Source organism: Pseudoalteromonas luteoviolacea (assembly GCF_018100925.1).
GTDB lineage: Bacteria > Pseudomonadota > Gammaproteobacteria > Enterobacterales > Alteromonadaceae > Pseudoalteromonas > Pseudoalteromonas obscura.
The window spans coordinates 122493-141886 of sequence record NZ_JAGJEH010000001.1; the positions used below are offsets into that span (position 1 = coordinate 122493).

Genomic DNA, 19394 nt, shown 5'->3' on the forward strand with positions numbered 1-19394 from the left:
TTAGATTGGATCAATAAATGCGGTTTGAACGCTTTTTGTTAAATGATGTTTTGATTGATACTCAAAAAATGAGTGTCAAAGTCGAAGGGCATTGGCTGCCCTTAGAGCATAAGCAATTGGCACTAATAAAGTTATTGATTGAGAGAGCTCCGAACCCCGTTAGCAGGGATGACATTATTAACCAGCTTTGGCCAAATTTAATTGTTAGCGATAACTCTGTCAGCCAGCTCGTTGCGCAAATTCGCAAGACCCTAAACGATACGTCTAAAGAACCTAAATTCATTAAAACTGTGCCAAGAGTTGGCTATCAGTGCATTGCAGATGTTGCAAATGCCCCAACAATAATTCAGCATGCGAAAACGCCACAAAAAAATGTGCCTTTAAACTGGCTCACTGCTGGGCTATTCATTGGGGTGATGAGCGCGTTTCTAGTCTTATTCGATTTCAGTGCATTTAAACCTGTTACGCAGGTGAAATACGTTTCGCGTTTAACATCATCTCCCGGTGCAGAGGTTTATTTGAACTTTTCACCTAATGGCCGTTTCCTCGCCTATAGTCAGATTGTAACAGGAGAAAGTCAGTACGATTTAGTGGTCTACGACCTTCAGACCAACACCTCACACACTATCAAATCCTCTGGGTATAGCGAACAAGCACCAAGTTGGTCGATGGATGGAAACTGGCTAATATATTATCGTTACAGTCCATTTAGCTGCGAAATTAGAGCTATTTCAGTACACAATACAATCGAACTTTGGCGCTTAAATAAGGATGTATTTGTCTTGGATTGTGACAGTGCACAAATACCTGGTAACGTGACTTGGAACTCCACTGGGCAGCTTTTTGTTAGAGAAATGAATGAGGGGAATAAAGAGTTAGTCAAATACCAAATAGAAGAGACGGAAGATAAGCAGATCAGTTTGTCTAAGCGAGCAGTGGTGACACGCGCTGAAGACTATCATATGCGAGGCAATTGGGTTATTTATCAGCAAGCGCAACAATGGTACCAAGGTATATTGAATGGTGATGGTGAGGTAACGACGACGGTGAAAATAGACATACCAGGGAAGCCGTATTTTGGTCTGAGTGACAGTGATATTTTGAGTGTGGGCAAGGAGTTAAAGCTTCATTCCGCGAGTAGTGAAGTTACTTCATTGTACAGACCATTTGGCGAGGTATCAGAAGTATCACTGGATCGGGGTAAGGGGCTTATTGCACATACCGAAGGCATTGCGGAAGTGAATTTATACTCATACAACTTACAAGGTGATAGCTTTGAGCCGATTTCTTCTAATTCACGAATAGATACCCATGCTAGTATTTCTGCTGATGGCATGCAATTAGCTTATGTTTCAACGGCCTCACATGCCGATCCTCATATTGAAAATGTAGAAATATGGTCAAAGCACCGTTTTAAATCTAGTCCCAGCCTTTTGACTAAGTTACCAATAAAAGATACACCGAAATTGCTGGTTTTTTCACCTAATGGCGAGTACTTGGCTGTTCTAAGCCAGTCCAATACACTATTTATAATCAGTACCTTTTCTAAAACCCCTCACTCGGTAGTAAAGGAAAACCAGTCTTTAAAAAATATTTATTGGTCAGATGACAGTAAAACACTCTTTTTCGAAACATCAGAATCAAACCACCCACAGCAATGGCGTCATGATATCGCCAACGCCAGCAATGCACTATTGCCTGAAAATGCTCAGCAGTATGTACCGCTTGTAAAGAAGAATATTAGCTTTCAATCATATATTGAGGATGTTAAGGCGTATTTATTTGAAGCGTTGGAAGGGGAAATTCCGCTACAGCAGCTCTCTCATTCGTTGCAGCTATATCGCCCCGCAGTTCATGAAAATGGAATTTATTATGTTATTCGGCAAGGTCACCAGCTGTCATTGTTCAATTTTAACAGCCAATTGCAAAAGAATGAGTTTATCGCAGATATAGGATTGCACCTGTATGACGTAAATGCTGACTTAGGCCTAAGTACGACGGCAAGTGGTACGCAGATCATTCTAAACCGTGTCGAAAACCTTGAAATGGATATTGTCCTGCACGAGTTTATCTTAGAGTAAAGTTTGCTTTAATGTTTTATTTGTTGCAATTAGGTAGATAAAAGTGCAGTGTGTAGTGGTGGTTTCAACTAAAGGCGGTATGTTTATGAAGGGATTGAAGCGCATTTGCACTATATTGACGACCATTTTTATTAGTGGTTGTGCCTCTCAAAATATTGATGATGTTTATGTAGAAAATGTAAAACCGAGCAATGGTGTTGTATGGGGCACTATGTCCTACAGTGGCGTGTATGCGGATTATCAACTTCATTTTCAAAATATGGATACTGAAGAGTCGATCTTTATTTCCTTGAACTCTAATGTCAATGAAGATGGTGTGTTTGCAATAAGCCTCCCTGAGGGAGTGTACAGAATCGTCGGGTGGCAAGTGAGTTCACCATTTCTTTCGATTTATAAAAAAGGTGAAGCACATCAAAGTTTTGTGAGTTCACACCAAAAGCTCACCTATATTGGAAGAGTTCACTTTGAGCAAAAAGCTCCAAAAGCGGGCGAGAGTCCAGTGATCACCGCAACATTGGCTGAGCATTTTTCGATTGATGCATCTCTACTTTCGAATTCATATAACTACCTCGATCAACAGAGTCGTGTGTTTAAGGCGCATATGCAATACGGAGAGATTTGCGCTGGCTGCATAGAAAGGAGCATTGTCACAGCCGCTCAGTCTCGCTAAAAAATGATACTTTAAAAGTGGGCTTACATATTGTAGAGCCCTGAAGTGAAAGTTGAGTAGTTGATCTGCGTTGGCGAAATCACGGGTGAATTTAGATAACAAATAACGTCAGCACTGCTGTGAGCCATATCTGCTGGGGGTATCACTTAATCGTCATGACCTGAGCTTTAAAGAAGGGGACTTTCTAATTTTCAATTTACTTTACTGTGTTGAGAAACTCTTCAATTAAAGTGGTGTTCCATTGTCGTTTTTGGGCTTGTCGCTGGGCGTTTTTCGCTAATTTTAGCGCTTCATTTCTGTCTTTGGGCTTAGTGAGTTTGGCTTTTAATAAAAGCAACTCGGGGTCATCTTTATCTAGTTCGAGCCCTTTATTCAGCCAAAATACAATGTCTTTATCACCCATCGCGTGATTAAATAAATGCAGGCTAAGGGCTTTAGCGGCGCGTTTGTCTCCCTCAACGGATTTGATGAACCACTTAGAGGCCTCACTCGGAGCGTAAATTTGGCTGTTTTTGTCACTATATAGCGTTGCGAGTTTGTATTGTGCAGGAGCGAATTTATTCGCACTTCTTTTTAGCCAATTTAATGCCACACTAAATTGACTTTTATCCGTGCTGGTCAACAACTCTATTGCAAGCTTGTATTGGGCTATCGGTAGATCGTTTTTGGCCGCAGCAAGTAACATAGTCAAATAGGCGCTGTCATCTCGCCAATGATACTTAAGTAGCTGACTTGCATTGTATTTGTCAGAACTTAACCAGTTTGCGATATAGTATTGAACTTGTGCATTACCTTGTTCAGCTGCATCAATATGACGCTTTATTTCAACCTGATAATCTTGCTGTTGAAATGCGAGTGTTCGCTTATACTCTTTTCCTTTAAAGGTGGTGAAATGATAGATCAAAGAATGATTTCTTTTTGCCTGACCGGACTTATAGCGCCAGACGCTTACCGCATTAATTAAGGCCGAAGAAAAGATATTCTTAGGGTAGTCATCAATTACAACGAGGTTTTTGACCACACCAGATGTATCTATATCGAACTCTAACCAAACCCAACCTTCAAGGCCTTGTCTTGCCGCCTGCTCTGGATATTCAGGGAGCTTTTCATAAACTCGCGACAATGCATTATTGGGTGCAATCGTGTGGTCTAAATTGGGGTAATAATTTTGGCTCACATACTGATAGCCAAAGCGTTCCTTTTTGTCGTTTAGTACTTGTGCTAAAACTTGTTGATTAGCATATTGAGAAGAAATTAACTGGGCTGTTTTAAGAGATTCAGAGATCCCGTACTCAGCCGCGAGTGAAAACCACGCATGGGCAGATGAAAGGTTTTTTTCAGTTCCTTGGCCATGTAATGACATTACGGCCAAATTATAAATGGCATCGCCATTACCCAGCTGGGCCAGTTGATAAAACTCGTTATAGGCTTTGACGTATTTTTGCTGTTGGTAATACTGCGTGGCAGTATATAAATCAGCTTGGCTTGTTGGCGACAACAAGACCAAAATCAATACCAAGAGTTTAATAGGCCTAAAATGGTTCATGCTGACTAAAATGGCACCCTTTGCTAACTACCCAACTTGCGTTAGGTGTAATTTTACTTATTCACTATGCTAATTTATGTACCTAAATGACCGATTCTACAGCTTTTAAAAACAATTACCATATTCTCAAAGTATAAGGTGTTTAAAAAGAAAAGCTGAAGGTCTACAAGCGTAGACTTCAGCTCAAAATCTCCTGGGCAGGGAGTGGCCTTCCATCGCCTAATGCCGCTGTGTTAGCAGCGAACTTATAAATAGCCTCCCGGTGTTTAAAAGCTGTAATAGCTTTTTCACAGGGAGACTTTTCTAAGGGTTAGAAGTTAAAGCGAACACCAGCAACGAATCGTCTGCCATCGGCGTAGACACCTGTAAGGGCTTGCTCAACCCCTTCTTCTTGGTAGCTAAATGTATGCTCATCTGTGAGGTTTATTGCCTCCAGTACAACTGCTAGGTTTTCATTGATGTTGTAGGTAATATTTGCGTCTACTTGTCCATAGGCATCAATATAGCCAGGCCAGTCGTTACCAGAGTCATAACCAGAGCGATGATTGTAAGAGATTCGACCGCTTAGGCTTTCGTTTTCGTAGTATGCGCTTAAATTGATGGTGTGCTCAGAGTTACCAGGGATAGTAACGTCATTGCCATCTTTGTCTTTCGCTTCACCGTCCACGTAAGTGTAATTGGCTGAAACACCAAAGCCTTCTAGTAATTCTTGTTGGTAACCGAATTCAAGACCTTGGATCCGACCCGCGCGACCATTTGACGGACGACTAATTCGGATCAAGGTGTTTTCATGAGTCTCAAAAGCGGGCGTACTATCAAGGAACGATTGAATATCTTTGTAAAAGAATACAGCTGAGAAGATACCTGCCTCATTGAAATACCATTCAATACCTGTATCAAACTGGGTTGCACGGAATGGGTCGATATCTGGATTACCACCGGTACCCGTTTGAGTCTCTACGTTGTATGAAGTTGAAGCGGTCATACTTGCGTAGTCAGGTCGAGACATCACTCTTGCCGCGCTGAATCGCATTAATAGGTCATCATTTAAATCGATCGCTAAGTTGATGCTAGGTAAAACGTCAAAATAATCTTTATCTTGGGTTGTCCACAGCTCTGCACCAGATGCACCTGCAAATGCTGATGACTCTTGTTTGGTGTGTACAAGTCTTACACCTAAGTTACCACGCATACCATCGGCATCTATCGTTGTTTTAACATAACCTGCCAAAATCTTTTCTTTGATGTCGAATGTACTGGCCTTTAACACTTCATACGGCCAGTTTAATGCATCACCATCTTGGCGTACCTTGTCCGAGTTTGTAATAGCGTATGCACGCAAAGTACCTGATGAGCCTAACCCAGAAAGGTAATCACTCGGCATACTAAGAGAGTAATCTGCTAGACTCCAATTCAAATCAGTGCGGTTTTGAGTAGTGTGCTTGGTATTAAAGCGACTGTGGTCACGATATTTTACGCCCATTTTGATTTCGCTGAAAACGGCAACATCGATGGGGCGTTTAAAGTCAGCTTGGAAGTAGCTTTCATCGTCTTTTGCGTCGTTACTGTCGTATCGCAAAAAGCCAAGGTTCCATTTAGAACCATCTTTTGGATCTGCGCCGTAAGATGTTTTAACGTCTTCAACTTGTGATGTGTCATATGAATGCACATAATTTCCTACCCAGCCGACCGAGCGATCCGCCTGCGAACCACCTGTACCTTCAGTGTAACCAAGCTGGTATGTAGAGTGCCAAAGTTCGCCTTCATGCTCGACTTTTAAGTCATAGGCTTTTGTTTTTAGTTGAGAGTTTCTGACCTTTGTTTCATTTAGAATATTGGTGCCATCAGGAGAGAGCCCCATAGTACCACCAACAACCATTCTACCGACTTTGTCATGATCAATTATAGTGATATCAGTATACTGAGAGCCGCCACGTTCAGGTAACCAAAGGAAGTTTTGGTTCTCGTTGTCGGCATCAAGCGTAGAATCTAACAAGTTGAATGAGATATCGGTCGCATCGCTTGGACGATACTGCAGTGTCAATGTGACGCCAGTTCTGACTCGCTCTTGCGAAAACATTGCTGAACCACCACCACCGGGACTATACACATCTTCGTGAACAGTTCCGTCTGCCATCGTAATGGTTCTATCAGCCCAACTCCATGCCTCAATGCCATCTCGACGCAGGTTTCTTTCTTGTCGAATTACAGAAACAAGTGCGCCAAAAGTTTCATCATCATTTTTAAAGTTGTACATGATTGATGCTTGAGGATCAGTTTCACCTGATACTTCACTATATTGTGCGAGTAATGAGCCAGCAACTTTGTTCGCGTCTAAGTCCAGTGGTTTTCTTGTTTTAACAACGATGGTTCCGCCGATTGAACCTTCGTCTATATCAGCTTCGGGTGATTTATAGACTTCAAGGCCAGCAACAATTTCGGAAGGTAGCATGGTATAGTTGAAACCACGGCTGGCTGCTGAGTTTGTCCACCAGTCAGCTGAACCGACAGCTTGACCGTTGAGCAATGTACGGTTTTGGCTTTCGCTGGTGCCGCGAATACTGACGCGTTCACCCTCACCGAAGTTACGGGTTAAAGACACACCTGTGATTCGTTGCAATGACTCGGCAACATTTTGGTCTGGAAATTTACCTATGTCTTCAGCTGTAACAGCGTCAACGATTGCATCTGCATAACGTTTTGTATTAAGTGACTTAACAACGCTACCACGGATGCCACGTACTTGAATCACTTCCACTTCTTTTTGGTTTGAAACAGCGCTGTCATTTTCAGCAAATGCAAACGGTGAAATATATAAAGTTGACCCCATCAATGCTGAGCTTATTGCCAGCGACAACTTATTCTTATTGTTAAACATGATACCAATCCCCTTGGATGAAATTTGAACGTAATCACTCGAATGTAATCTTGTGCAATTAAGATTTAACAACAAGAGCAGTTGTTAAATCTTGAATGAAAATTAATAGTTGTGAAATGTTTCTTCTTATCAATTTTTAAACTTTAAACTATTGATTTTTATTGTTATAAAAAGTAACTGGTTGTATTTTGAGCTTTATAAATAAATTTACCTATTTATTTGGTAATGAAATTATATTTACATTCATAACTAATGATATTTAGAATTTGATAAATACAGTGGTTAAAGTACAAAAAACCAACGGCGTATACCCAGATACTGCGTCTTGGTTTTGGTAACTTTGAAATAGATAATTTAAATGGGGCAAGGTTCGCCATAATGTGAAGTTGGTGTAGAACGAGGAGCCAGTGTAAAGTCGTTTTAGAGATAGCCTGAAGTCAGCGCCACAGAGGCCGGTAGAGTATCTAAGCTGGTGGTGATAGTTTGCCTTCAAGGGGGGCCATGCAACCGTATGGCTCACTCAATCATGTTGTTATTTACTCGCTTTTTTAGGTGGAAGGGTAACGTTGGCCAATATCAGGTTGTAACGAGAGACATAAATATTCAGATTACCTAGGCTGGTTGCGGTTTGCCATTCAGGAGAGCCATACAACCGTATGGCTCAATTAATTACGTTATTATTTACAAGCTCTTTTTAGGCGGAAGGGTTACGTTAGCGAATATCAGGCCTGCCACAAGAGACATAAATATTAAGAAGGTTTGTTGTCCGATATGATCTGCCATTACAAAGCTCTGTCCTTCAATCAGTGAATTAAGCCCAATATATGTTTTAGAGCCTGGAACGAGCACAATTAGCCCTTTCATCGTCACAATTGATGCTGGTGCATTTTCAACTCGGTTGAATATGTTACTGAAAATACCAACTGCAAAAGCCCCCGCAAATGTTCCAAGCGCATAATCAAAATAAATGGCTGCGCTAACTGAGACTGCATAGGCAATAAAGCCGGATGTAATACACCAAGGAATGTGTTTTAACTTAGTTTTAAAGATGACAACTAAGCTCATACAAAGTAAAAATACTGCGAGCCATGCAGTCCATTTAGGCAACGCTTCAGGCTGCACAAAGTCGACTTGACCAAAGACATAGAATCCGATGCTAATGCCTAAAAATGCGCCAAAATATAACTTAAATAACAGCATAAAGGCATCCATTACGCGCGCAGTGCCCGAAACTAAATGCCTCGCAGAGAGTTCAGCGAAACCCAGAGCGAGTGCCAGACCTGGAATAAATACTATGATGGCCGAAAGTACAACCAAACGGATGTTCAACTGAGGGTCAAAGTAAGCTGAAACCGCACAAGCCACAAAAGCTGCCGCGATAGCGACCATGGGTTCTAGCATGTGGGTAACGCGTTTAGAGTGTTCAGACCAAAGAATAAAGAGATAAACCAAGATTGAAATAATGCCTGACCAAATGACATCACTCCAGCTTGTTCCCATAAGCATGGCAAATGCGCCACCAGAAATCGCAAAGGCCACAGCCATCTGCCAGCGTGAATAGGGGGATTCCGCATTTTGGATTTGATCTAAGCTTTCATCAGCTTGGGTTACACTTAGCTCACCAGCAAGCATCTTGTTCACGACGTCATCTGTGTTGGCCAAAGACCCCAAATCATGATCGCCGGGTTCAACACGCGCTACGTGGGTGTACTCTTCCTCATGCCCATCGGTCCATATAACAAAAGTGACTGATGTCGGTGACATAACAAAAGATGATTTTAAACCAAGGTGTGTGGCCACTTCCATTAAATGTGCTTCTAATCGAAAGGCAGGAGTTCCATACTGATGAAGCATTTTGCCAAGTTTAACGATAAACTTGCGCTTTTGGGTAAACGTAGCTGAATTCAACTGTGCAATACCTAATAGTTGCGTGGTTAAGGGCGAGCCCAGATATTTAAGTGCGACCACTTAAATCCCAAATAACAAAAACAAAGTACCTTATGGTATCGCAAAATTATGTTGCAAATTTGAAGCGCTTTTGGCTGACTGATTCGTTCGAAAAAAGGCAAAAAAGCATGCTACAACATGGTTCGCGGTGTAATTAGTTCAGGGTAAAAACAGAGACTTCGAATCGTTGTTTATTTCTACAAAACTAATAATAAGTTACGCCGCGCATTCTAACCAGTTTTGTCGGATTTTCAACGCATTTTGTTTGCATTTTTTTCTTCAATCCATTGGGACATATATTGGGTACTACGAAGTGTATGGTGTTTAAGCATCTGCCCATAAAAGTTTTGCGTACGATGCTGACTCAAATTACTCTGAATAGCAGATATTTTGTTTTCGAGCCGGCTACACAAAGCATTTTTATCATACCTAGCAGACAAAATATTCAGGCCGTTTAATTGTGCCTGTTTAAAGTAAGACTCATTGCTATAGAGCGCGACCGCTTCATCGATAAACTCTTCTTCATTTTCCGCAATTGCACCATGCCACGGTAAAGAGCCGTGCATACCTTCAGCCCCTATAGGAGTTGTCACACATGGTGTCTGGGTCAACATCGCTTCTAAAAACTTTCCTTTGATGCCCGCTCCGAATCTAAGCGGTGATAAACAAACACGACTATTTTTCATCACATCAATTGCATCGTCAGCCCAGCCTTTTATAAGGAAGCCTGTTTTTGGGTTGTGAAGAGCCGTGGCTTTTTTGGGCGGGTATGAGCCATAAATGTGCAGCTCAGCATCCGGAAGTCGCTTTTTGATTGCTGGCCACAACTTTTGTAAATAAAGTACTGAGTCCCAGTTTGGCGCGTGACGAAAATTACCTATGGTCATAAAGTGCTTTCGTTCATGAAAGCTTGGAAGCTGTGACGGAGTTTGCGTTAAGTCAACTAAAAAAGGTAAATGCAATAACAGCTCAGGACTGACATTAAATGTACTTGTCAGTAACTCCAGCTCGTAATCAGAAATGATCAAAGATAAATCACATCGTAATATTGCCGCTATTTCTCGTTTGGCAAGTTCGCTATCTAACAGTTGATCGCGATGAAAATCGATGCCAGCTTTGACTGCGCTGTGGCGAGCACCTCTTAAGCATTGTAGGTCTTCTGTATCTAAAATCTTTAGTGCATTGGGAGCAAATTTATCTACCCGCCAGCCAAACTGTTCTTCCATCATAAAGCGATCAAACATGACAATATCAGGCGACATCGCTTCGATATAGTGATCAAAAGAGCTACAGTTGAGTGCTATTGGTTTGCTTGTAATACCATAACTTGATAAGTCGACCATATGGTCTGTTTGTTGCGCCGGGCTTGCAAATTCTACTTGCCAGCCATGTGCTTTAAAAAACTGCAATAAAGACAGCATGTGCACGCCAGCTGCCGATGAATTAGGCTCTGGCCATACATAGCCGATAACTAAAACTTTGGTCATTTAAGAAGATGATTCTCGTATTTGTAAAGATATATCTACCAGTGTTCTCACTGGTGGTTGAGATTTGTTAAGTATTTCACTAAGCGCCTGACAAGTCCGCTTACCAATGTCGTTTGCGTCAATACGAACCGATGACAGTGCAGGGCGCATTAAGCGTGAGTCAGCGAGATCATCAAACCCAATTACTTTGATATCTTTGCCTGGCACTAGATTGTGTTCACGCATTGCTTCCATAGCGCCGTAAGCAATTACATCACTGAAACATACAATCGCTTGAATATCTGGTGCGATACTGAATAGCTGATGGAATGCATCTCTGCCGCCTTGGCGGTTTGTTGGTGCCATTATTTCATGAGATTGAATTTGATCTACGTGCGCAGATATCGCAGAGCGAAACCCACTCAATCGTTCATGGTAATCAGATATTTCATCAGTACCGCCTAAAAAAGCAATTGATGACAACCCTTTTTGCAGCAAATGCTCGGTCGCCAAGTGTGTGCCTTTTTGGTTGTCAGGCAAAATGCAGGGGGCTTCGGCAAATTGGATTTCTCGCATGATGTTGATGACAGGAAACCCGGATGAGACCAGTTGGTTCACCCACTCTTTGGTTGTGCCTGGCGCTGGAACCATGACAAACGCAGAAACATTGTATTCTTTGAGGGTATTAACAACTTGTTGTTGACGGGTAAAATCCTCCCCAGTATTTACTAGCATCGGCACCATACCTAGCGCGTAAATGTGCTTTTCCAAGCCCACAGCTAGTTGTGCAGAATAAGGGTTGGTTAAATCATTAATAACTACCGCTACAAGGTTGGATTTTTTACTGCGTAGTGCAGCTGCATCTCTATTATAGACATAACCCAGTTTTTCAATGGCTTTGAGAACTTTTTCTTTACTTTTGTCACTTACTTTGTCGGAGTGAGTTAATACAAGGGAAACTGTAGATTTGGAAACTTGCGCTTCTTTGGCAACATCAAAAATTGTTATTTTTTCTGGTTTTTTGTCGTTGTTCATAAGTGCCTGATCGCATACGCTGTGCTGATGACGGTTGCATAGTTTAAACCTATCAACTTCGACTCTGCAACTTACAATTCAATTGATGCTGTTCTGTATAAAACAATAGTCTAAAAAACAGCTTTTTAAACGCAATATGTCTCTAAATTACTGCACTTGGTGAAAAATAAGGATATCATGTCCCGTTGTGGCTAATAGACTAGGACTATAGAAGTGATAATTATCAGGGCTTTAATACTATTTGTATGTGCATGTGTGTTGAGCAATGGAGTTTATGCTAATCCCTCCAGCTATAAACGGCCTTCGGCAGAAATTGCGGAGCTTATACAAGAACACAGTGTCCCAAAAGCTCTTGTAAACGCCAAAGGCAACTGGATGGCACTACTGGCGCCTCTAGACGCCGACAGTACTAGTAAACCTATCGCCCAGCAGAGTCTCTTACAAAGCATACTTGGTGTTCAAATCAATCCAGAAACCGGCCTGCGACCAGAAGCCGAGCGTTATACTGGTGTTTCATTTAAGCATATTGATACCGGTGCCCTAATCAAGGCTAACAATATTCCCGAAGGCCATATTATTCAGCCTACTTGGAGTGCAAATGGACGCTACCTTGCGTTTATTTTGGAGACTCAAGCAGGTGGATACTTATGGGTATATGATATTAAACAACGTCAGGTTAAAAGCTTGTCAAATTTCCCACTTAATGGCTTTACTACGGCAAAACCTTTTGAGTGGTTGGCTGATAGTTCGGGCCTCATTGCCAATATTAGAGTTAACCATAGAAGCCACATAGTTAACCGCAGTGCAGTGCAATCAAGTGAGAATGGTCCATTGGTTGTTGATTCAACTGCACAAATAAATCCGACTGATGCGTTTGACGCGCCGCAACAAGCTCAATTTACACAGTTAGCTTTAGGGCAACTATATAAAGTACCGCTCAAAGGAAGAGAAGTTCCAATTGGACAGCCAGCTTACTTTAGTAGCTTTAAAGCATCACCAGACTCGACCAATTTGTTAGTTGCTATGATGGACATACAAAACTTGTCGCAGATGACTGAAGAAGACTTTGACAAACAACACTATAGTGTATGGCAAATCTGGGGAATGAGAGGTGCACCGTTATACGAAGTTTATCGACCGCAGATTACTGTTTCTGAACAGGAGCGTCTTGCTCGACCTTTTACAGATTCAACCGTAAAAAGAGTATTTCAATGGCGTGCTGATAAAGGCGCCACTTTAATATGGGCCCAGTCAGATTTAGATAGCGATAGAGAAAGTCTGTACAGTATTTCAGCGCCGTTTAGACGTAATCCTCGTCACTATGCCGACATTGAGGGCCGGTTGTCGGAGATTATATGGGGTGACAATCAGCTTGGATTAATGGTAATTGATGCCGGAAATAATGAAAAAGACTACTATGCATTTTCGCCATTAACTCCGGACCGCGCTCAAGTTAAGTTGAACCTATTTGAGGGCCTCTCTAAAGGAGAAAGCCGTGAACTGGTAATGACCAAAAATGATATTGGCGCTTCAGTTATCAAGGTAGCTGGAGGCCGCTACATATTTATCACTGGCACTCAAAAACAAGGCGAAACAGACATACCTTATCTTGCGCGGTTCGATGCTCGAGGCAATCTAATGACACCTATTTGGGAGTCAAAATCCCCATATTTTGAGCAAGTGGTGGCTGTACTGTCTGATGATGGTATGCAATTTGTCACGCGTAAAGAGTCCAAAGACAACCCGACAAACTACTTCTCTCGTAATTTGACATTTGATATTGTCGAGCAGCTTACAAAGTACCCGCACCCGTATCCAAGTATGCAAGGGATCCGCAAAGAGGAAATGCGTTTCAGTGCGGGTGCTGGTAATGTGATTAAAGGCGACTTTTATTTACCTAAAAGCTTTGACCCTAGCTTGGGACGAGTACCTGTTGTGGTATGGCTTAATGAAACAAATGAGCAAAATAACGAGCAAGTCATCTCGTCGCCTTACCTATTTCCTCATTTAGACGCGGTCAGTGGTGTGCCATTTGTTCATGAGGGGTATGCTGTACTTAATATTAAAAATATGCCGATGCTAAGTGCTCAAAATCAAGGAGAGCAGTTTGACCAACAGCTGAGGGCTAGTGCAAAAGCAATAGTAGATACTTTGGTCTCTCAAGGTATTGCGGACAAAGAAAAAATAGCCATCGGCGGCCATGGTTTTGCTGCTACGAGTGTACTTAAACTGTTAACTCAAACAGACTATTTTGTCACCGGGATCGCGCGAAGTGGTACTTATAATCTGACGCTTTCCCCGTTTGTTTTTGGCGATGGTGAGCAAAGTTTGTGGGTTGAACCGAGCAAGTATTTGGCTAACTCTCCTTTATTCTCCGCGCAAAATATTCGTAGTTCGGTATTGTTGATCCATGGCTATCAAGATAGAGAAGCGGGCAGCTACCCGGTCCAATCGGAAAGAATGTTTAGTGCTCTGAACGATTTAGGCAAGACCGCCAAGCTGGTGTTGTTACCAAGTAGTGGTCATGTATATCAGGATGAAAAAGATTTACTGCACATGCTATATGAGCAACAGCAGTGGCTGAAACTTCATTTTGCCACTCTACCTGAGATCGAGCCCTCAAGCTCAGCACCTGAACATTTACACTTTGAGCTGGAAGCAGAGGTAGAAGAATCTGATTTACCTTCACCTTGGGGTTAGAAAGACCAGCTTATGAAGCTGGCCCTTAGCTGGTTTTTTAGGATTCTTTCGTGGCTATAGAGCTGCCTAGCGACGCAGTGATCACTAGAATGATGGCGATCCACTGTGAAAATGTAAGTAGCTCGCCAAGAATCAGCAAGCCAGCAAGTGCTGCAACTGCAGGCTCTAGACTCATCATAATACTGAACCCCTGTGCAGGCATATTACGCAGCGCTACCATTTCCAAGCTGTATGGTAGTGCGCTCGATAAGAGTCCAATAGCAATACCCAGTGGGATAAGGGACCAGTCAAGTAATGCACTGCCTTGTGAAATGACGCCATAGGGGACTATCGCCAAAGCTGCGACACTCATGCCCAAAGTGACCGCCATTCCCCCTGAGCTTTGTCCACCGGTCTTTTTACCAAATATAATGTATCCAGCCCAAAAAGCACCCGCTACTAGTGCCAGTATCACGCCAACAGGGTCCAACCCATCCACTTCACTCATATTTGGAAGCAGCATTATGATCCCTGCAATGGCGAGCAGCACCCATAGGTAATCACGCTTGCGTTTGGAAGAAAATAATGCAACTGCCAGTGGTCCGGTAAACTCCAATGCGACACCAATGCCCAGTGGAATACGTTCAATGGCATAGTAAAAAGTCAAATTCATGATCCCTAACGAGAGACCGTAAAGAATAACTGGTCGCCAGTTGGCGGGGAGTTTTCTCCAAGGTCTAAAAATTAGGCACAATATCAAGGCTGAAAATCCTAATCGGTAGGCTGTCGTTCCTTCGGGGCCAACATATGGAAACAATTGCTTTGCAATTGATGCACCAGACTGAATAGTCACCATAGCTAAAAGAAGACATGCAATTGCGTATAAAAATCGTCTGTCTAGAATTTGCATAACGAAGCCCGCTAATTCAAAGAGGGCGCAAGTCTAAGGTTTTCTGTAAGGATACACAATCATTTTGTATACATTATTCCATTATTGTTTGTTTTGCAGTTTTTCTTGTTTCATAATTGTTTTATTTGTAACTATGAGCCTATAAAAATGGATGTGTTACTTTTCAAATTGTTGCATTTTTGGAGGGTCATTCGACCGCTTGGTTCAAGTAAGATTGCCAAGCCTGTTCATGTTTAGACATCTGTTTATGTTTTTTTGAATTTAGGTGCGCTTGTTTATCTTGTTCTGTTAGAAATGGGCCAACGCGGCACATGGCACAGTGAGATTCCGATAAATAGCTGGGTTTGGTGAGTGGTTGTACGGGGGCATGTTTAGGTGACCAGAAGTAACTGATCCCTCTTGTGTCTTTGACATGTTTGTCTCTATCGACATTACGTATTTTATACTCGGGAAATCGCGTTATATCAAATTCAGTTTGTCCGAGGTAGTTTAGATCAAGTGATTGATGTAACGTCTGTTCGAGGTTCCATTCGCAATATGGCTTCACATCTTTTGAAGTTATGATACTAAGCATTGGTCCTTGTTTATCTAAAGCTATTGACTGTGAATAGACCAAAAAGTACCTCAACAGGCGCCTATTTAACGTATTTATGCTCAGTGAGTTCTCTTTAAACTCGTGGTGTGACGCAAAAGCTGGAATAAGAGGGAACTGAAAAATCACAGCGTCGAATGTCTGCCCATTCAAACGAGACCAAGATGTTTTGTCAGTGACATCAAACTCAGTCAGCACAGGAGTATTGGACGCTTTCAATTTATCTAAAGCATGGCTGGTATACTTTTCTCGCAAAGTAGATTCGCTGTCGTAGATACTGGCGATAATTTGCTGAGGCTGAAGGTATGTTTTGATGGAGTAGGAGAAGCTTAAATCGCCATCTCCTACAGTTAATATTCGCCACTTAGGGTCTAATTGCATGATAAACACTGACTGATTAAAAGTGGCGGATTATACCAAAATTTAACTGCAAAAGTCGTCACCGGAAGGATAAATATATCCAGTGAAATATCATTCAGCTGTATCAAGCGTTTCTAAGGTCATCCAACAAATGCATAACATCCACGCTGGCTTGCTCCATTTTATTGAGCTGTTGCACTGCCCCCTGTTTGTCACCTTCTTGGAATTTTTTAATCGCCTCTACACCGGATCTATGTACTTCTTTGTGCGGGTGCTCTAGACGTTTATAAGCAGAGTTGTCTGAATATTGCTTAGAGCCATCTCCTAAGAACCATTTACCAAGTCGGCACGATGTATGATCGGCAAAATTGGCGACTGTTTTATTACTGGTTCCCATGATCACGGCATAGACTTCACTTTTCCAAACGACGTGATCAAGTTTCACTGTTTGAATAAAAGTCTGCTGGGTGGCGTTGGTGATAGTTTGCTTCATTGAGCCGCAAGTATTAACAATGTCTCCATATTCATCATTTAAGTGCTCAATACTGTGAGATAAAGTTTTATTCGATTCTTGGATTACAGACACATCTTTCACTGTTAGCTGGGTAGTATCAATGATCTTAGTTACTAACTCAGACACTTCGTTCGCAGATGCGCTGGTGTTATTTGCCAAAGCTCTGACTTCATCTGCTACAACACTGAAGCCTCTGCCAGCTTCACCCGCTCGTGCAGCCTCAATTGCGGCATTAAGTGCTAACAAATTGGTTTGATCCGAAATTTTGGAGATCGTTGCTACAAAAGTGTGAATATTGTCTGCCATATGAGATAGGCCCGAAATATTATCTGTCATACTAGACATATTTTCAGAAAGTTGGCTCATGCCCGTCAGGATGTTTGCAAGGGACTTTTCTGAGGTTTCGAACGACTGATTTACTTCAGCAATGGCTGCACTGTCTTGCTCTATATTTTGAAAGCTGTGAAGTACCGTCTCTCTGATCCCTTCAACTTGGCTCATACCGGATAGAGCGCACTGTAAAAGCTGATTGTCGGTATTATCATTTAGCTGCTGTTGTGCTTCTATCAACTGCGACTGTAGTTGGTTGTTTTCAGTTGTAAGGCGCTCATTTTCTTGTACTTGTTGCGCCAACTCGCGTTTCAATTGCGAAAGTTCTGCTTTTATTTCTGAACTGGAGAATAAGTTGGATAGCACGAGTCAATCTCCTTTGTAATATGAGTGCATAGTGTATTAAATATGTGTCTTAGTGATTTGATGTGACACACCAACAGCCAACGGTTTGCTATGAATTTTTTGCAATTCGTCAGTTTTAACAACTTAGTGATGCCATTTAACCATAAATAATTTAATAGTACTCTATTTTTTGAACTATAAATCAAAGGGTTTTACATAGGGTCCGCTTTCTGTGCAATATTGAATGACATCGCAAGATATTAACTGACCCGAGGTTTAGAGCGAACAGACTTAAGGCGTTTGTTACTATACATGGCTGCATCGGCAAGGTGCAGTAGTTTATCTGGGGCAATTTCTGTGTCAGTGGCGGTGAAACCAATACTAATACCGACACCGTATTCAAAGACTTCTTCCAAAAGCTTTTTTCGAAGTTGTTCATCATTGTCAGTATCAAAACTACCAAATGCGACAAACTCATCACCACCGATCCTAAAGCAGCGATCTTCACCAAACTGCGCGCTCAAAGAGTGTGCAACTTTTTTCAAGATTAAATCGCCACAGCTGTGTCCAAAATTATCATTGGCACGCTTAAAATCATCTAAGTCAAAATAAAATAATGTAGTATGTTGCTCACAAAGTGTCTTGAATTGAGTGAAGCAAGCTCGGCGGTTTCCTATTTGAGTGAGTTCATCATGGGTTGCATCAAATTTAAGCTTTTCTTCCAGCCGCCGTCTTTGCAAAATTTCATTGTTGAGCTGAGATATGGTGTCTCTTTGTCTGACAATCATGGTGTACAGTGCATAGCATATGAGTAAAAAGCCAATCTGTTTAAGTGACGTGTCTAGTGCAATGACTGGAAATATGTCCACAGCGATAAAATCGTCGAGCAGATCCAGCAGCAAACCCAAACAGTATATAGACCAAGCCCATATCAAGATGTTATTTTTTAGATGCGGTGCTGAATAAACGATCATCGTTGAGGCGATAGTAAACCAAAACAACTCCTCCAGTGAGTCCAGCAGATCACCTGGTTGCTCTCTCATCCAAAGATAAAAGGAGAGCACAAATAGCCCTATAACCCCATAAAGCAGCTTTTGAATCATGTATGCACTCCTAACGCTACTCTTTAACTTATAGCAGTTTTATATTTATCTGCTTAGTCGCGAACTAATTTACCGCACTGATTCAAATCTTTGAATTAAATAGTTGTCAAATGCTCAATAAGAACCTTGCAGTATTTCTACAGATACCAGATTTCATAAGAGGATTGTTAGGCTGGCACCTGAACACTGTTCGATAATGTTAATTGATTACACTCGAAACGTGTAGCTTTTTTACATTGCATTAATGGAATAGTTGTGGTGCCGCCGTGCCTGTCAGGTTAAATGTTTATTCTATCGCGTCAATTCAATTGCTTGTGAAATCATAAAGAGGTGCGATACAAAAACAACAGAGGTAATAACAAAGCGCATTTGTTTGTAGTCTTTATGTGTTTCTTGCCACTTAGGCATACTTTTTTCAAACCAAAGTACCAGCCAATAGCTAGCGGCAAGATAGCTAAGCTGAGCGGTCAAAGAAACCAAATGAAGTAAAGGAAATGGGAGGACGACAATCACTGCCAAAATTGCGTGGGCCTTTGGTTGTTCGCCAGCGCGCCACAATGTTCCAGCCATAAACGCCAGAATGCCCATACTGTAAAAACTGAAAACACCGACCAAGGTTTCCGAGCTTCCCAACATTAGTGTTGCTGCAATACAAAGGAGAAAAGGCACAAAGCCCAAGTAGCCTAATTGAATATGGTTAAAGTATGGGTGCATAAAAACTCTTAATTAGTTTGGTTTAGTCATATTTGTGGATCCGTTAAGACCATCACTATTGTTACGAGTAGATTATACCGAAGGTTTACAATGGGATTGAGTTTATTTAATCAAATTTATCGATAACAATGATAGTTTTAATCAATTTTATTTAAAAGTGCTAAGTCTATATCTTTGTAATCAAGCAAGGCGAGGATACTCGCGAAGACAAAATACAAACTTAA

The 19394-nt window shown here is 41.7% G+C and carries 13 protein-coding genes; 3 read left to right on the plus strand and 10 right to left on the minus strand.

The genetic code is table 11. The annotated features are described in order from the left end of the window. Positions 1-17: 17 nt before the first annotated feature. Positions 18-2081 (plus strand): winged helix-turn-helix domain-containing protein, encoded by a 2064-nt coding sequence (locus J8M00_RS00445; protein WP_211008413.1) that lies wholly within the window; start codon positions 18-20, stop codon positions 2079-2081. A gap of 85 nt (positions 2082-2166) precedes the next feature. Further along, positions 2167-2751 carry a hypothetical protein gene (locus J8M00_RS00450; RefSeq protein WP_211008414.1) on the plus strand — a complete coding sequence of 195 codons (585 nt, stop codon included), beginning with the start codon at positions 2167-2169 and terminating at the stop codon, positions 2749-2751. Between the two features lie 196 nt (positions 2752-2947). On the opposite strand, the gene J8M00_RS00455 is transcribed toward J8M00_RS00450, so the two are convergent. From J8M00_RS00455 to J8M00_RS00475, 5 genes are all read right to left on the minus strand, one after another. After that, positions 2948-4297, minus strand: coding sequence for a TonB family protein (locus J8M00_RS00455; protein ID WP_211008415.1), 1350 nt, complete (start codon positions 4295-4297; stop codon positions 2948-2950). A 310-nt stretch (positions 4298-4607) separates the two neighbouring features. Continuing rightward, positions 4608-7175 carry a TonB-dependent receptor gene (locus J8M00_RS00460; protein WP_211008416.1) on the minus strand — a complete coding sequence of 856 codons (2568 nt, stop codon included), beginning with the start codon at positions 7173-7175 and terminating at the stop codon, positions 4608-4610. A gap of 681 nt (positions 7176-7856) precedes the next feature. Then, positions 7857-9083 carry a threonine/serine ThrE exporter family protein gene (locus J8M00_RS00465; RefSeq protein WP_211008862.1) on the minus strand — a complete coding sequence of 409 codons (1227 nt, stop codon included), beginning with the start codon at positions 9081-9083 and terminating at the stop codon, positions 7857-7859. Positions 9084-9373: 290 nt separating this feature from the next. Further along, the gene (locus tag J8M00_RS00470) at positions 9374-10609 is read right to left on the minus strand and encodes a glycosyltransferase family 4 protein (protein WP_211008417.1); all 1236 of its coding nucleotides are present in this window, start codon (positions 10607-10609) and stop codon (positions 9374-9376) included. Continuing rightward, positions 10610-11623 carry a LacI family DNA-binding transcriptional regulator gene (locus tag J8M00_RS00475; protein ID WP_211008418.1) on the minus strand — a complete coding sequence of 338 codons (1014 nt, stop codon included), beginning with the start codon at positions 11621-11623 and terminating at the stop codon, positions 10610-10612. Positions 11624-11836: 213 nt separating this feature from the next. Between J8M00_RS00475 and J8M00_RS28570 the strand changes: the two genes are divergently transcribed. Further along, positions 11837-14323 carry a S9 family peptidase gene (locus J8M00_RS28570; protein ID WP_211008419.1) on the plus strand — a complete coding sequence of 829 codons (2487 nt, stop codon included), beginning with the start codon at positions 11837-11839 and terminating at the stop codon, positions 14321-14323. 37 nt (positions 14324-14360) lie between these two features. On the opposite strand, the gene J8M00_RS00485 is transcribed toward J8M00_RS28570, so the two are convergent. The 5 genes from J8M00_RS00485 to J8M00_RS00505 all read right to left on the minus strand — a co-directional run bounded on the left by J8M00_RS00485 (position 14361) and on the right by J8M00_RS00505 (position 19170). Then, positions 14361-15212 carry an EamA family transporter gene (locus tag J8M00_RS00485; RefSeq protein ID WP_211008420.1) on the minus strand — a complete coding sequence of 284 codons (852 nt, stop codon included), beginning with the start codon at positions 15210-15212 and terminating at the stop codon, positions 14361-14363. A gap of 187 nt (positions 15213-15399) precedes the next feature. Next, positions 15400-16185, minus strand: coding sequence for a class I SAM-dependent methyltransferase (locus J8M00_RS00490; RefSeq protein ID WP_211008421.1), 786 nt, complete (start codon positions 16183-16185; stop codon positions 15400-15402). A 103-nt stretch (positions 16186-16288) separates the two neighbouring features. After that, a complete protein-coding gene (locus tag J8M00_RS00495) occupies positions 16289-17374 on the minus strand; it encodes a methyl-accepting chemotaxis protein (RefSeq protein WP_348772536.1) in 1086 nt (361 codons plus the stop codon). Between the two features lie 239 nt (positions 17375-17613). Further along, positions 17614-18456, minus strand: a complete 843-nt coding sequence (locus tag J8M00_RS00500) for a GGDEF domain-containing protein (protein ID WP_211008422.1) — start codon at positions 18454-18456, stop codon at positions 17614-17616. A gap of 291 nt (positions 18457-18747) precedes the next feature. Continuing rightward, on the minus strand, positions 18748-19170 hold the full coding sequence (locus J8M00_RS00505; RefSeq protein WP_211008423.1) for a DUF3429 domain-containing protein: 423 nt from the start codon (positions 19168-19170) through the stop codon (positions 18748-18750). Positions 19171-19394: the final 224 nt, after the last annotated feature.